General features: G+C 43.3%; 8 protein-coding genes. All 8 read left to right on the top strand.

Annotation, left to right across the window (positions count from 1 at the left end):
- Positions 1 to 30 precede the first annotated feature (30 nt).
- Positions 31 to 2691, top strand: coding sequence for an aminopeptidase N (gene pepN / locus ALT761_RS10065; protein WP_129738449.1), 2661 nt, complete (start codon positions 31 to 33; stop codon positions 2689 to 2691).
- On the top strand, positions 2669 to 2911 hold the full coding sequence (locus ALT761_RS10060) for a DUF2835 family protein (protein ID WP_013784075.1): 243 nt from the start codon (positions 2669 to 2671) through the stop codon (positions 2909 to 2911). Before pepN ends, ALT761_RS10060 begins: the two co-directional genes overlap by 23 nt.
- 256 nt (positions 2912 to 3167) lie before the next feature.
- On the top strand, positions 3168 to 5231 hold the full coding sequence (locus ALT761_RS10055) for a DUF1302 domain-containing protein (protein ID WP_129738447.1): 2064 nt from the start codon (positions 3168 to 3170) through the stop codon (positions 5229 to 5231).
- 12 nt (positions 5232 to 5243) lie between these two features.
- On the top strand, positions 5244 to 6611 hold the full coding sequence (locus ALT761_RS10050; protein ID WP_129738445.1) for a DUF1329 domain-containing protein: 1368 nt from the start codon (positions 5244 to 5246) through the stop codon (positions 6609 to 6611).
- 78 nt (positions 6612 to 6689) lie between these two features.
- Positions 6690 to 7736: a WD40/YVTN/BNR-like repeat-containing protein gene (locus ALT761_RS10045; protein WP_129738443.1), complete on the top strand. Its 1047-nt coding sequence runs from the start codon at positions 6690 to 6692 to the stop codon at positions 7734 to 7736.
- A 15-nt stretch (positions 7737 to 7751) separates the two neighbouring features.
- A complete protein-coding gene (locus ALT761_RS10040; RefSeq protein WP_129738441.1) occupies positions 7752 to 10070 on the top strand; it encodes an efflux RND transporter permease subunit in 2319 nt (772 codons plus the stop codon).
- Between the two features lie 172 nt (positions 10071 to 10242).
- The gene (locus ALT761_RS10035) at positions 10243 to 15081 is read left to right on the top strand and encodes an NAD-glutamate dehydrogenase (protein ID WP_129738439.1); all 4839 of its coding nucleotides are present in this window, start codon (positions 10243 to 10245) and stop codon (positions 15079 to 15081) included.
- A gap of 77 nt (positions 15082 to 15158) precedes the next feature.
- A complete protein-coding gene (gene pyrD / locus ALT761_RS10030) occupies positions 15159 to 16166 on the top strand; it encodes a quinone-dependent dihydroorotate dehydrogenase (protein WP_129738437.1) in 1008 nt (335 codons plus the stop codon).
- The last annotated feature ends 64 nt before the right edge of the window (positions 16167 to 16230 follow it).

Here is a 16230-nt window from a genome sequence, read left to right as displayed (position 1 = left end):
TTGCGTAGACTTTCTGTTTTAGGAGACTCTATGTCAGTTACAGCTAAACGTCGGGCGGATTATCTTCCGCCCGCTTTTTCTATCCCGTTAGTCGACCTGACTATTTCCTTACACCCAACAAAAACCGTGGTCAAAAGTAAACTTAGCGTTAAGCGTACGCTTGTTACCGATACGGGTAAAAACTCAGTGGAAAGCGCTGATGCAAATAGCGGCCACAAAAGACAGCCACTTGTTTTAGACGGGCAGAAATTATCGTTAGTTTCTATACATATTAATGGTAAACCTTTCACCAACTTTACACAAAATGACGAAACGCTTTCGCTAGATGTCGATGCGGATGATTTTGAGTTAGAAATTGAAAATCATATCGACCCAGAAAATAACAAAGCACTCGAAGGTTTGTACCTTTCCGGCGGTGCATACTGCACGCAGTGTGAAGCAGAAGGTTTCAGGCGTATAACTTATTTTCTAGACAGACCTGATGTCTTGTCAGTGTATACGGTGAAGGTAATAGGGGATAAATCGTTCCCCATGTTGTTATCTAACGGTAACCCTGTAGCACGTGGCGAAAATCCTGATGGTACGCATTTCGTTACGTGGCACGACCCTCATCCGAAACCTTGTTATTTATTCGCGTTAGTAGCAGGCGATTTTGATTTATTGACCGATACCTATACCACCACAAGCGGTAAAGAGGTGGCGCTAGAGCTTTATGTTGATAAAGGTAAGAAATCTCAAGGTACCTTCGCGTTAGATTCATTGAAGCGAGCCATGAAATGGGATGAAGACGTGTTCGGGCTCGAATACGACCTCGACATCTACATGATTGTGGCCGTTGATTTCTTTAATATGGGCGCAATGGAAAACAAAGGCCTGAACGTATTTAACAGTAAATTTGTATTGGCCGACCAAGACTCAGCCACTGACGATGATTTTTTTAATGTAGAAGCTGTTATCGCTCACGAGTATTTCCATAACTGGACTGGTAACCGGGTAACGTGTAGAGACTGGTTCCAGCTTAGTTTAAAAGAAGGGCTAACCGTATTTCGCGATCAGCAATTCAGTGCTGACATGACATCGCCGTTAAGCAACCGTATTAAACACGTGCGTGTGATGCGCGAGCATCAATTTGCAGAAGACGCCAGCGCGATGAGCCATCCTATTCGCCCTGAAGAAGTTATTGAGATGAATAACTTTTATACGGTGACCGTGTACGATAAAGGCGCAGAAGTTATTCGCATGTTCCATACCCTTTTAGGGCCCCAAGGTTTTAGAAAAGGAATGGACGAATACTTCCGTCGTCATGACGGCCAAGCAGTGACGTGTGATGATTTTGTTTCAGCCATGCAATCGGCTACCGAGTTAGATCTTACTCAGTTTTCTCGCTGGTATAGTCAATCTGGTACACCGCAAGTATCCCTTGCTCACAATGTAATCAAACACGATACGGGATATGTACATACTTTCACCGTAACGCAAAATACGCCTAGTACAGCAGATCAAAACGAAAAGCTTCCTCTGTATATTCCTGTAGGTTTTGAAGTTATCGATGAAGACGGTAATCGGTACCGTGATGACAGTGGTATTATTCAGAACGATCTTTTGATACTAGATGCGCCTGAAATCACGATTACCATCACGTGTGATACGAAGAAGTTGACTCCGGTACTTCTTGGTAACTTTTCTGCTCCTGTAAAAGTACACAATGAGCTTGATACCGCTTCATTACTCACTATATTTACCCATTCCCAAGATGCGTTTAATCGTTGGGATGCCATGCAATCTTTGTATAACCGCTGTATTAGTGAGTTATATGAAAACGCTACTGCTACGATAGACAGGGGTATTTGGGCGGGTATTCGCTCTGCAATAGACAGCGAAATTGATAATATTGAGCTTTTAAGTGAATGCTTAGTGATACCTTCATTTGAAACCTTGTGTCAGTCTCGAAGCGATATTAATGTGCAACCACTTATAGAGGCCCGAAATGCGTTTTGCCAACAGTTTTCTACACAGCTAGAAGACGTGCTCCTTAATGCGTTTAACGGTATCGCCACACAGGCCTATAGCTATCAGCAAGATGCCGTTAATGCTCGTCGCTGTAAAAATGTACTGCTGTCTCATTTGGCACGCTTACCACAGCACAAGGACTTGGTGATATCGCAGTTCGATAACACAGACAACATGACTGACACGCTAGGTGCTTTAAAAGCCGCCCAGTCACTATCATCTGAAGCGTTTGAAAGCTTGATGGCTAAGTTTGAAGAAAAATGGCGTCATAACCCCTTAGTGCTAGATAAGTGGTTTGCCTTACATGCAACCCAGCCACGTGAAGACATATTGGCTACCATTACCATGTTAAGCGAGCACCCTCAATTTAGTATGGGTAATCCTAATCGCGTACGTTCACTAATAGGCAGTTTTGCATTCTATAACAGCGAACGTTTCCATAGTTTAGATGGGGAAGGGTATAAGTTTGTCACCGACTATCTTATCAAGCTAGATGCTATTAACCCGCAAGTTGCCGCACGGATAGTAACTCCATTGATACAATGGCAAGGTTTTGCAGAACCCCATCAAGTGTTGATGAAAGCACAGCTAGGTCGATTGTTAAACCATAAAGGCTTAAGCAAGGATGTGTTTGAGAAAGTGAGCAAAAGTTTGGCGTATGACAACCATTCAAGCCACTGATACCGTTTATTACTTTTCAGTCAATGTGCCTTACATTCAATGTGAGGCACTGTACTCTGGTGCTGTGCCTACCGTTGTTATGGTGGCGGAAAATGGCACCAGCGTACAAGTCCCCTCTACCAGAATAAAGCAGTTCATTACCTCCCAAGGTGTTGTCGGTCGTTTTCGCATGGTTGTAGACGCCAACAACAAAATTAAAGCCTTCGAAAGGTTACGCTAGCACTTTCAACCTTTACCTGTGGTCGTTTTTTGTGCGTAAATTTTTACGATCCCGCCAATTACTTACACCTTTCGGATAAGTTGCTTTTATAGTCCCCACAAAGCAATAACTATTTGATACGATTAATGTTGTAAATTTTGTTAACTGGTACGATTACTTCTTGCGAAAGTGGCAAAATGATGTAATCATTTTGTTAATCGTTATGGTTGATCACGATGTCACGCAGCCTTGTGCGTCGACTAGGGAGTATAAAAATATGATAAATAGGCCTCGCGCTTTTAAGATGTCACCTGTTGCTGTAGGTGTGCTAACCCTATTGGGTGCTGCCGCACTTCCTGCTAATGCCGCTAATTGGCAAGTAGGAGACGTTAGCATTTCTCTTGATTCTACAATCACTGCTGCAACGAGTATTCGTACTGAATCTAGAGATTACAGTCTTATCGGAAACAGTAATCACGCACAGTTTGATTGGTCAGGTTACCATGCTGCATTCAATCCACTTTATCCTAGTAGCGACGTTTGGGCGTTAGCTGACGGCGGTTATTCAACCAATGGCGACTTAGGAAACTTATCTCACGACCCAGGTGATGCATTTGCAACACAAATTTCAGGAAACCATGAGCTAGATATTAACTTTGGCGATTTTGGTTTCTTTGCACGTGGTTTCTGGTTTTACGACTTTGAACAAATGGATGGTGACCGTCCTAATTCAAATGCCATTACCGGTGTTCAATATGATCACTGCCAAGATCCAGAAGCAGAAGATTTATTGTGTAATGATGTGCGTCTGTACGATGCTTTCTTCTATGGAGATTGGTGGATTGGTGACAAACCTTTAACACTTCGAGTTGGACGTCAAGTTATCAGCTGGGGTGAAAGTACCTTTATCCAACATGGTATCAACACAACAAACCCAGTAGACGTTACTCGTGCTCGTGCACCAGGTGCGGAACTTAAAGAAGTATTTATTCCAGTGGGTATGGTTTACGCCTCATTGGGACTAAGCGATACATTAAGCGTTTCTGGTTACTATCAATATGAATGGGAACGCAGTTGGTTGCCTGTATCTGGTAGTTACTTCGCGGGTAATGACTTTGCAGGTGAGGGCGGTCAACGTCAAAACATCCAGCTAGGTTTCAGTGGTAACCCTGATATCGATTTAGATCACTTGTTAACTGCACTTAATGGCTACGGTGATTTGTTACGTGCTGGCGGTAATTCTGCTGATATTGCCTCTGCCTATTTAGCATACCCTACTAAAGTGGCTATTCGTGGCTATTCAGATGAGGCGCATAAAGATGCCGACGACCAAGGTCAATACGGTTTACGTGTTACGTGGTTTGCTGAGGCATTGAACGAATCTGAAATCAGTTTCTACCACATTAACTACCATAGCCAACGTCCACTTATCTCTGGTGTAACGTCTGACTTTACCGCCGAAGGTATTGCGTCAGACTTAGCCTTCATTGCAACTAACGAAGTGACGCGCGATAACCTTACTGAGCTGGGTGCATTCACCCAATCTGAGTTTTATTATCCAGAAGACATTAAGTTATACGGGGTGAGTTTTAACACCAACGTTGGCACTACCGCGCTAGCCGGTGAATTTGCTTACCGTGTTGATGAACCGCTGCAAATTGACGATGTTGAGCTACTCTATATGGGTATGCCTGAACAATTGGCTAATGCAGGCCTTCGCCCAGATTTAGAAGGTATATCGCAATTAAACAATATTGGCCGAGCGGTAGGACCAGGTGAAACAGCTGAAGGCTTCTTGTTCTCAGACACTTGGCAGATGCAATTAACCGCTTCACATGTGTATGGCCCTAAGTTTGGCGCAGATAACTTCGTGCTTTTAGGTGAGCTAGGTTATGTGAACATTGTTGATATGCCAGACCCAGACGTGATTCGTTTGAATGCTCCGGGTACAGCGCGTACACCTTCACTTGAACCGACAGCCGATGGAAATAGCCGTGAAGGGCTTCACGTTGGTCTTTCCGACGGTCCAGAAACTAACCCGTTTGCCACTGATGACGCATGGGGTTATCGACTACTGGCCGTTGCTGATTGGAACGATATTATGGCGGGCGTTAACCTTCGAGCCCGTGCTACGTTCTCTCACGATGTAGAGGGTACAACACCAGACCCTCTTTATGTTTTCACTGAAGATGTTAAATCTGCGGCACTGGCGCTAACGTTCGACTACTTAAGCAAGTGGTCAGCAACAGCTTCATATAGTGCATTCTGGGGTGGTATTGGTACCACTAATGCATTGTCAGACAGAGATTTTATTTCGTTTAACATCAAGTATTCAATCTAAAGAGTGATGTATATGATTAGAAAAATAGGAATTATTGCCGCAGCGCTTTCAATAGCGCTAACAGGTGCAAGTGTTCACGCTAAGGTTTCTGAAGAAGATGCCAAGAAGTTAGGCGGTGAACTAACGCCTATGGGCGCTATACAAGCAGCGAATGCTGACGGAAGCATTCCCGCATGGACGGGTGGTATTACATCAGCACCTGAAGGCTATTCGGTAGGCGATCACCATCCGAACCCGTATCCAGGCGATAAAGTGTTGTTTGAGATAACAGCATCGAATTATAAAGAATATGCTGATTTCCTTTCTGAAGGTCAGAAAAAGTTGTTCGAAGCGTATCCTGATACTTACCGCATGCCGGTATATCAGACCCGCCGTTCAGCATCTAACCCACAAGCTGTTTATGATGCAACAAAGGTTAACGCTACTAATGCTGAGTTACTTGATGACGGAAACGGCATAAAAGGCGCTGTGTTAGGTATTCCTTTCCCTATGCCTAAAACGGGTATGGAAGCGATTTGGAACCACATTTTGCGCTATCGCGGTGCGGCAGTTGAACGTAATGGTGGACAAGCTGCGGTAACCACTTCAGGTGATTACAACGTCATCGGTTTTGATGAACAATTAATGATTAAGTATGCTGAAGAGGGTGCTACACCTGAAAAGCTAACTGATGAAAACGTATTGTTCATGTTTAAACAAAAAGTGACTAAGCCAGCTCGTTTGGCAGGTACTGCTTTGCTTGTTCATGAAACAGTAGATCAGGTTAAAGAGCCTCGTAAAGCGTGGACTTATAATACTGGCCAGCGTCGTGTACGTTTAGCACCTAACATTGCTTATGATACGCCAGGAACCGCAGCAGATGGCCTGCGTACTACCGATGACTTCGATATGTTTAACGGTTCTCCTAACCGTTACAACTGGAAACTCGTTGGCAAGAAAGAGATGTTCGTAGCTTATAATAACTATGCACTGCATTCAGATAACGTAAGTTACGATGAAATTCTTCATGCTAACCACGTTAACCCTGATTTGACGCGCTGGGAAAAGCACCGAGTTTGGGTGGTTGAAGCTACGTTGAAAGAAGGTTTCCGTCACATTTATCAAAAACGCGTATTCTTCATTGATGAAGATAGCTGGCAAATTCAAGTTGCTGATATGTATGATAATCGTGGTGAGTTGTACCGTGTTGGTGTAGCTTATGGAGTGAACTACTATGAAGTACCAACACAGTGGTCAACCCTAGATACCTATTACGACTTAAACTCTCGCCGTTACTTGGCCATTGGTCTAGATAACGAAGAAAAAATGTATGATTTCTCGATTCGTCCAAGAGACGTAGAGTTTACGCCTCAGGCGTTACGACGAGAAGGTAAACGCTAAGCGTTTTGTGTTAAGACGGTTGGCAATGCCAACCGTTTTTGTTTTCAGACAATTAAATTTTAGGGAGAATGGTTAATCATGAAAAAAACCATTGCAGCGTGCATAACTGCAGCACTCGCAGCAAATTACTCCGTTACTGCTTCAGCGGAAGATGCCTATATTGCACCCTTAGTTGAACAGTCAGTTTTGCTAGATATTGACGCTGATAAATTTGTCGTTGTTGTCGGAGAACGCGGTCATATTCTTATTTCAGAAGATGGAACGGCTTTTAATCAAGTTGCTGTGCCTACCCAAGCTACACTCACTGCGACAACCGTGGTGGGCAATCATATTTGGGCGGTAGGCCATGATGCCACTATTATTCATTCTTCAGACAAGGGCCAAAGCTGGGAAATTCAGAATGTTCAGCCCGAGCTTCAACGTCCATTTTTAGATGTACTATTTTTCGATGAAAGTCATGGCATTGCTGCTGGCGCGTACGGGCTTTTTTACCGTACTACAGACGGCGGGAAAAGCTGGGAAACTGAGCGTCATGCTAGTTTACTAGACCCATACGATCGTGAATATTTGGAAAGCGTTAGAGAAGAAGACGAAGCCTTCTATCAGCAAGAATTAGAATCTATTTTACCTCATTTGAATCGTGTAACACGCGATGGCGAAAAGCTATACCTTGCTGGAGAAGCGGGTTTATTAGCTAGCAGCGACGATAAGGGGAAAAATTGGGAACGCTTTGACGTTGACTACACAGGCTCATTTTTTGATATTAGAGCCCTTGATGAATCAACGCTACTGGCTGTAGGTCTTCGCGGCAATATTTTTGTCATGCGTGAACAAGGTGAATGGGAATACGTAAATTCTTGTTCAACCAGTACATTAAACTCAATTTTACTGTCCGATAACGACACGGTTGTTGCTATGGGTAACAACGGTATGATGGTATCTGCCACTCGTCCGCTACCTGTCAGTGATCACGACCCATACGCTAATCCTGCAAACTGTAAGCCTGCAAAAGGTATTTCAGTCACACAGGTTGAAGATAAAGCTGCCATGTTAAATGCCGTTAGCTTTAATGGCCACACCATAGCTGTTACCGCGAATGGTATAAAAACGCTAAATACAAAGTAGGGTGGTTTCGCTTTTATGACCCATTTCATTGAACATCTTGTTTTCTCTAACCGTAAATTAGTGGTAGCCCTTTTTGCTATCGCGACGGTTTTTTTAGGCTTTCAAGCATCGCAGATGCGACTTGACGCTGGTTTTGAAAAAAATATTCCACTCAATCATGAATACATGAAAACCTATATTGAACATCGCCAAGACTTCGGCGGTGCGAACAATATCTTAGTTTCCGTTTGTGATAAGAACGACGATATATTCAATCAGAACTTTTTCGATACGTTAAAGAATGTGCACGACCAGCTATTTTTTATAAATGGTGTGAATCGTTCTCTCGTTATTTCATTGTTTTCTCCTTCTACTCGTTTTACTGAAATTGTAGAAGGCGGATTTGCTGGCGGGCCAGTTATTCCAGCTGACTTCAATTCAGCTAATCCTGCGGCGTTAGAACTAGTGGCTGCCAATATTGAAAAAGCCAATATTGTTGGCCGTCAGGTAGCTAGCGACTATAGCTGTGCCATGGTGACAGCGCAGTTATTGGATATCGACCCACAAACGGGTGAACCCTTAAATACACTTGCGTTAGCGGCTGAGCTTGAAGAGCAACTTCGCGGCCAATATGAAAACGAAAATATTTCTATTCATATTATCGGGTTTGCCAAGATGATTGGTGATGTGGCCGATGGCGCTAAAGATGTACTATTGTTTTTCGCTATTGCTATCGCGATAACGGCCGTCATGGTGTACTTCTTCTCTCGCAGTATCATGCTCACTATATTGCCACTACTGTGTTCAGTGATTGCCGTTATCTGGCAGCTAGGTCTACTAACGTCGTTAGGCTTCGGTATGGATCCTATGTCTATTCTGGTGCCGTTCTTAGTTTTCGCTATTGGTGTAAGTCATGGCGTGCAAATGATTAACGCGGTAGAAAAGCGTGCGGTAACAGGTATAGGGGCAAAACGTGCGTCTATGGCAGCGTTTAGAAGCTTGTTGGTACCAGGTGGTATAGCATTACTTTCTGACACCGTCGGGTTCATGACCTTATTAGTTATTGATATAGGTATCATCCGTGAGCTGGCTATTACAGCAAGTATGGGTGTTGCCGTTATTATTTTAACCAACCTAATGCTGTTGCCGGTACTCATGAGCTTCTTAAAACTTGATAAGAAGTACGTTGATAAGTTTGCAGGCAAAGAAAATAGTAACTCACGTTTTTGGGCCATTATTTCTGCGTGTTCACGCAAAAAGCCTGCAGCCATTATTCTTATCGTTACCGCCATATTGTTCGGTTTTGGGCATTACCAAGCACAAAACATGAAGATAGGTGATTTGCATGCCGGCGCACCAGCGCTTCATGAGTCTTCACGTTATAACCAAGATACCTTCTTGATCACTGACAAGTATGAAGTCACAGTGGATTACATCTCTATTCTGGTAGAAACCACGCCTGAAGCTTGTACGTCTCACGGCGTAATGAAAGCGATGGATGATTTCCAGTGGAAAATGGAGAACGTTCCAGGTGTTCAATCTGCTGTATCATTAGCTTCAGTGGCTAAGATAGTGAACGCGGGTTATAACGAAGGTAACGTTAAATGGCAGGTATTACCTCGCAATCAACAAACCTTGGTGCAAGCTATTTCCCGTGTGCCTACCTCATCAGGCCTATTGAATGGTGATTGTTCTGTCATGCCGATTATTCTGTTTATGGAAGATCACAAGGCAGAAACCATTTCTCGTGTGGTAGATGCAGTAAAAGACTTCCGTAGTGAATACGAGACTGATGATATGTCGTTTAGTCTCGCGTCGGGCCCAGTAGGGGTGATGGCGGCGACGAACGAAGCGGTAGAGGCTGCACAAGATCCAATGATGGTTTATGTCTTTGGTGCCGTTATCGCCCTATGCTTAATTAGCTTCCGCTCTATACGTGCAACATTAGTAGTGGTTATTCCGCTGTATGTTGTCTCAGTATTAGCACAAGCGCTAATGACGTATTTGCAAATAGGTCTTACGGTATCCACCTTGCCGGTTATTGCACTAGGCGTAGGTATCGGTGTTGATTATGGTATTTATATCTTGTCGACCAAGAGCCTTATGCTTAAACAAGGTGCCACAGTGCAAGAAGCTTATTTGGCTGCACTTAAAGAGCGTGGTAGTGCGGTATTATTCACCGGTATTACGCTGGCAATAGGTGTGAGTACTTGGGTATTCTCTTCACTTAAATTCCAAATGGATATGGGTATTTTGTTGACCTTTATGTTCGTGGTGAATATGTTAGGAGCAATTATCGTACTTCCAGCGCTTGCGAGATTCTTGTGGTGGAATCGAAACGACCCCGGTGCATAATATTTTTGCATAGCTAATCATAAAAAAGGGCCGTAAGGCCCTTTTTTGTATGCGTTTTTTGCATAGTTATCTATGCTGTTAATATAAGGTTAAAAAGGGGCTTTCAATACCTCTCAGTTTTAGCGAAAATAGCCGCGCAACTTAGCACTTACGACATTTATAAGGTTAACTAATGACAGTCACCTCACAGCGACACTCAGTACTGCTAGATAATGTATTTGCACTCATTGAAAAAAAGGTGGATGCCCAGCAGAAGTCACTCGTGCAGCAATTCGGACGCCTGTTGTATAAAAATATCTCAAGTGATGACTTAGAAGATCGCAACGACAGCGATTTATATGGTGCCACTTTAAGCTTATGGAATGGGCTTGCTAAATTTGATAATTCAGCACCCTACATTCGTGTATTCAACCCAGAAATTGAAAAACATGGCTGGCACTCAAGCCATACCATTGTTGAAATAATTGTTAGAGACATGCCGTTTCTTGTCGATTCGGTTCGTATGTCACTCAACCGGTTAAATATTACCGCGCATTTGTTTTTGCATAGCCCAATTAGAATAAAGCGAAATAATAAAAACCAAGTGGTGGAATTCGCTGAGCCTGGCAAGACAGTGGAAAATACCAGAAAAGAAACCGTCATATTTATTGAGGTTGACCATCAAAGTGCGAAAAAAGACATTGATGAATTAACGAAAGAATTACACTCAGTGGTAGACGAAGTGTCGTTGGCGGTTAAAGACTGGCAAGAAATGACCACTAAGTTAGAAACAGTAGTTAAAGACAGTACGAAACTAAACTGGCCTGGGTCTGCTGATGAAAAGAAACAAACTAAAGCTTATTTGCAATGGTTAAGCGATCACAACTTTACCATGATGGGCTATCGTTATTACGAAGTGAAGGCTATAGAAGGCGACCATCGCTGGATACCCGCTAACGATACAAGTTTAGGGTTATTGAAAAACTCAATTAACGACAGAGAACGTCTGTTGTCGAAACTGCCAGCAAGTGCAAGAGCAGAAGCACTAAGCCAAAGTCCGTTGATTTTGACCAAAACCAACTCTCGTGCTCGCGTTCATCGTCCTGCTTACATGGATTATGTTGGCGTAAAAGCATTCAACAAGGACGGGCAAGTTGTGGGTGAGCACCGTTTTCTTGGCCTTTATTCTGCGTCTTTCTATAATCAAAGTGTGACGCAACTCCCTATGCTGAGCGAAAAGATTCAGCGTATTTGCGATTTATCTGGCTATGAACCGGGTACCCATGCATTTAAAGCCTTCGTTAATATTGTAGAAACCTATCCTCGTGATGAGCTACTGCAAACACCAGCGGAAGAATTAGCCCAAATCGTGATGGGTATATTCCAGATGCAAGAGCGGGGTATTTCACGCTTATTTATTCGCAAAGATGTATTTGGACGCTTCTTCTCGTGTATGGTATTTGTTCCTCGTGAGCGTTACAACACGCAACTGCGTGTAGATACTCAAGCGCTTCTGAAAGCGTCGTTAGGTGCTAAAGAAGAAGTTGAATTTACTACGTTCTTTTCTGAATCTGTGTATGCGCGCACGCATTACATTGCCAGGGTCAACGACAACAACGCGGAATTTGATGTGAAGGAAATAGAACGTAATATTATTGAGCTAACTAAAACGTGGAGCGATCGATTAGCTTCCTCTATTTCAGCGGCACACGGTGAAGCGCAAGGTAAAGCCCTTGAGCGCAAATATGGTAATGCGTTTTCACGTAGCTATATGGAACAGAACTTACCGGGTGATGCTCTTGTTGATATTGGTAAAATTGAACAGTTAGATGATGATCATACTCTCGACATGCTGTTTTATCGTCCTCAAGAAGAGCAGTCTGACAGCCAGATAGTGAAACTTAAGTTGTTCCACCGCGCTGAACCTATCCATCTTTCCGACGTACTGCCGATGCTTGAAAACTTTGGTTTACGCGTCATTGATGAAAGCCCATATAAAATCACTTGTCCAGATGGTTTAAGAAACTGGGTGATGGATTTCACCATGTTACATAAAAGTGGCCAACACTTTGATATGGAGCGCGCACAGACATTATTCCAAGATGCCTTTGCGAAAGTATGGAATAACGATTTAGAAGATGATGCATTCAACCGTTTGATTTTAGGTGCTAATTTAACGGGTCGTAAAGTCACTATTTTACGTGCGTACGCAAAATACATGCGTCAAACCGGCAGTTCATTCAGTCGTGATTACATTGCGAACACCTTGGCGAATTACCCTGATATTGCCCGCTTGTTAGTGGAGTTTTTCGATCAGCGCATTAATCCGAAGAAAAAACGTAGTGCGAAGAAAGAAGAAGCGTTACTTGATAATATTAAAACCCAGTTAGACAGCGTGAGTAACTTAGATGACGACAGAATTATTCGTCGTTATTTAGATATGATGTCGGCGACCCTTCGCACCAACTTCTATCAGCCCGATGAAGCAGGCAATGAAAAATCTTATGTGTCATTTAAGATGCTGCCTGAAATGATTCCTGATATGCCATTGCCGCTGCCTAAATTTGAAATATTTGTATATAGCCCGCGTTTAGAGGGTGTGCATTTACGTGGCGGAAAAGTAGCCCGCGGTGGCCTTCGTTGGTCTGATCGCCAAGAAGATTTCCGGACTGAAATCTTAGGCTTAGTAAAAGCCCAGCAAGTAAAAAATACGGTTATCGTGCCCGTAGGTGCTAAAGGTGGCTTTGTTTGTAAGAAACTACCTGTTGGCGAAGGCAGAGAAGCTATACAAGCAGAAGGCCAAGCGTGTTATCGCACCTTTATTACTAGTTTGCTTGATATCACTGACAATATTGTTAACGGTGAAATAGTACCGCCTAAAGATGTGGTGCGACTAGATGAAGATGACCCGTATCTGGTTGTGGCAGCCGATAAAGGCACCGCGACTTTCTCTGATATCGCTAATGGTATTGCTGATGAATTTGGCTTTTGGTTAGGTGATGCTTTTGCCTCAGGTGGCAGTGTCGGTTATGACCATAAAAAAATGGGTATCACTGCACGTGGTGGTTGGGAGTCTGTTAAACGTCACTTCCGTGAAATTGGTATCGATTGCCAAACCACAGACTTCACAGCGGTTGGTGTGGGTGATATGGCGGGAGATGTATTCGGTAACGGCATGCTTTTATCTAAGCACACCAAGTTAATATCGGCGTTTAACCATTTACATATTTTCTTCGACCCAGACCCCGATGCAGCTGCAAGTTATAAAGAGCGCGCTAGGTTGTTCGAAAACCCTCGGTTAAGTTGGGAAGATTACGATTCAACATTGATTTCAAAAGGTGGCGGTATCTTCAGCCGTTCCGCGAAATCGATAAAGCTAACCCCAGAAATGAAAAAGTGGTTAGGCACCCGTCAAATGTCGATGACGCCAAACGAACTTATCCATAACATTTTAAAAATGCCTGTGGATTTGCTTTGGAATGGTGGCATCGGGACTTACGTTAAGAGCTCAAAAGAGTCTCATGCTGAAGTGGGCGACAGAGCCAATGACGATTTACGGTTAAACGGCAAAGACGTGCAAGCCAAAATTGTAGGTGAGGGCGGTAACCTAGGCTTAACGCAGTTAGGTCGAATTGAGTATGCAGCGTCTGGCGGCCGCGTTAACACTGACTTTATTGATAACGTAGGTGGTGTTGATTGCTCCGATAACGAAGTTAATATCAAAATCTTGCTTAACAGCGTGGTTAACGACGGTGAACTTACGGTTAAACAGCGCAACAACTTACTGCACGATATGACCGACGACGTATCCCGTATCGTAATTAAAGATTGTTATCGTCAAACTCAATCTATTTCGATTACTGAGATGTCAGGCGTTAGCTTATTGAAAGAACAGCTTCGCTTTATTCACGGCTTAGAGCGTGAAGGGCAACTTAACAGAGAGCTTGAATTTATTCCTAGTGATGATGAAATTTCGGATAGAGTGGCTTCAGATCGTGGTCTTACTCGACCTGAACTTAGTGTCTTAATCGCCTATGGGAAAATGGTGTTAAAAGATGCACTGAATATTCCTGAAATCACTGATAACCCTTATCACGGTAAATTGCTGCTTCAAGCTTTCCCTGAAGTGTTACGTGAAAAATTCAGTACACATATGCAGCAGCATCCACTTAGAAGCGAGATTATTGCCACTAAATTAACCAACAATATGGTTAACGATATGGGCCTTAATTTTATGTTCCGTATTCAGGAAGAAACCGGCGCGAGCGTTGATGACGTTGCTAACGCTTACGCTATCGTGCACGGTATTTTTGATATGGAAACACTATGGAGCCGTATTGAAGACCTAGATAACGTTATTTCTGCTAAGCTACAGCTTAAGATGCTAGATGAAGCTCGCCGCATTATGCGCCGCGCCGCACGCTGGTACATTAGGCATGGCAATAAAGCCTTGTCTATTGAAGAGGCTATTGCGAGTTATCGTGAAACCTTCAATAACTTATCTAAGAATCTAAAGAATTACTTAGTAGAAGCTGAGTACTCACAGTTAGAAGAGAAAACAAGTACCTATGTGTCGCAAGATGTACCGAAGGATATTGCGTACCAAGTGGCCAGCTTCTCTAATATGTTCTCAAGTTTCGACTTAGCACACGTGGTTGCAGCTGAAAAACGTAACGTAGATGTTGTCGCGCGCTTATACTTCCAGCTAGGTTCTAAACTAGAATTGCATTGGTTCTTAGATCAAATTAACAATCAAGCAGTCAGCAACCATTGGCAAGCACTAGCCCGCGCGTCTTACCGTGAAGAATTGGATTGGCAGCAGCGTTCTATTGCGGCGAATCTACTTCAGATTAATCCAGACGCTAGCGATGCAGACAAAATATTGGAAGATTGGATGCAGAGTAATCAAGTGCTGTTGAAGCGCTGGTATCATATGATGTCAGAGTTTAAGACCAGCACGACTCACGAATTTGCGAAATTTTCTGTCGCATTACGTGAATTGATGCTTTTAAGCGTGAAGTCTAGCCATTAGAATACACGCTATCAAAAATGACGAAGCCCTGTAAAACAGGGCTTTTTTATACCAAATACAAGCGAAAACAAACACCTATGCAATCATTAGTGCAAAAACTGTTGCTTCAATGCGAACCTGAAAAAAGCCATGATTTTACTATCAACTGGTTAAATAAAACGCAATACACGCCGTTGAAGTGGGCTTACAGCACCACGACAATCCAAAAGCCAGTGACGATTGCAGGTATAACCTTTGATAATCCTGTGGGTTTGGCGGCAGGCCTAGACAAAAACGGTGACTGTATAGATGCATTTGCTGAAATGGGTTTTGGTTTCGTAGAAATTGGGACGGTTACACCACGCCCGCAAGCGGGTAACCCTAAACCTCGGTTATTCCGCATTCCTGAAAAACAGGCCATCATTAACCGTATGGGTTTTAACAACAAAGGCGTTGATCACTTAGTGTCTCAAGTGAAAAAAGCCCAGTTTAAAGGCCCCATTGGTATCAATATTGGTAAAAATAAAGATACTGATGATGCTAAAGCACTTGATGATTATCTTATTTGTTTGAACAAGGTTTACCCCTACGCCAGTTATGTGACTATCAACATTTCTTCACCCAATACCCCTGGGCTTAGAAACCTTCAGTATGGTGAAGCGCTAGATGCGTTGCTGGTAGGCCTTAAAGCTGCGCAAGAAACCCTAACTCAAACTCACGGTAAATACGTACCGCTATTTATAAAAATTGCACCGGATTTATCAGATGGCGAAATTCAAAGTATTGCTCAATCCTTGCTTGCCAGCAAAATGGATGGCGTTATCGCTACTAATACCACATTGTCCCGTGAAGCTGTACAAGGGTTGAAGCATGCTGATGAAATGGGTGGGCTGAGCGGTTCTGTCTTAACCGACATGAGCTTAAACGTAACGAAAAAGCTATCGAGTGCTCTTGATAGAGCAATTCCTATCATAGGCGTGGGCGGTATCGATTCTCCTGAAACCGCAAAAGCACGTTTAGATGCCGGAGCATCGTTAGTTCAGGTATACTCTGCGTTCATCTATCAGGGGCCCGACCTCGTTAAACGCATTGTAAAAGCGCTATAATTAGCGAAAGCGACACATTACAGTTTTATACACTCAAGCGTGTGTCAATAAACACACGCTCTAT

The organism is Alteromonas sp. 76-1, from assembly GCF_900654235.1.
Classification (GTDB): domain Bacteria; phylum Pseudomonadota; class Gammaproteobacteria; order Enterobacterales; family Alteromonadaceae; genus Alteromonas; species Alteromonas naphthalenivorans.
This window is presented reverse-complemented; position numbering and strand designations above follow the sequence as displayed.